Source organism: Streptomyces sp. AC627_RSS907 (genome assembly GCF_019049165.1).
In genome coordinates this window covers 1-587 of the sequence record NZ_JAGMUE010000666.1, presented here as the reverse complement: position 1 = coordinate 587, position 587 = coordinate 1, and the positions used below count along the sequence as shown (strand labels likewise).

The following is a 587-nucleotide window of genomic DNA, read 5'->3' as shown; positions in this document are numbered from 1 at the left end:
CGCCGACGCCGCGCGCGGCGCCTGGTTGGCGCACCGCTGGCAGGCGGCGGCCGTGGCCGTCACGCTCGGCGAGCGCGGGGCGCTGCTGGTGGAGGCGGGCAGCGACCGGCCGATGCTGGTGCCCGCGCCCTACCGCGCCCAGGGCGACCCCTGCGGCGCCGGCGACTGCTTCGCCGCGGCCACCGCCGGCGCGCTGGCCGACGGCGCGCTCCCGGAGGAGGCCGTGCAGCGCGGGGTCGCGGAGGCGGCGGCCTTCGTCGCCGCCGGCGGGGCGGGCGCGGGCGACCTGTGGGGGGCCTCGCCGACGACCCGTACCGACGCCCGACGGTCCGTGGACGCCTTCGAGCTGGCCGCGTCGGTGCGCGCCGCCGGCGGGACGGTGGTGGCCACCGGCGGCTGCTTCGACCTGCTGCACGCCGGGCACGTGGGGCTGTTGGAGAGCGCGCGCCGGATAGGGGACTGCCTGATCGTGTGCGTCAACTCCGACGAGTCCATCGCCCGCCTCAAGGGCCCGGGGCGCCCCCTGACCCCGGTCGCCGACCGGGTGCGGGTGCTGTCCGGCCTGGGCAGCGTGGACGCGGTCGCCG

At 80.2% G+C, this 587-nt stretch carries 1 protein-coding gene; it reads left to right on the top strand.

What is annotated here, in order from left to right; translation table 11 throughout:
- Positions 1-587 (top strand): PfkB family carbohydrate kinase (locus KUM32_RS37685; RefSeq protein WP_217146336.1); only part of this gene is annotated, 587 nt, incomplete at both ends.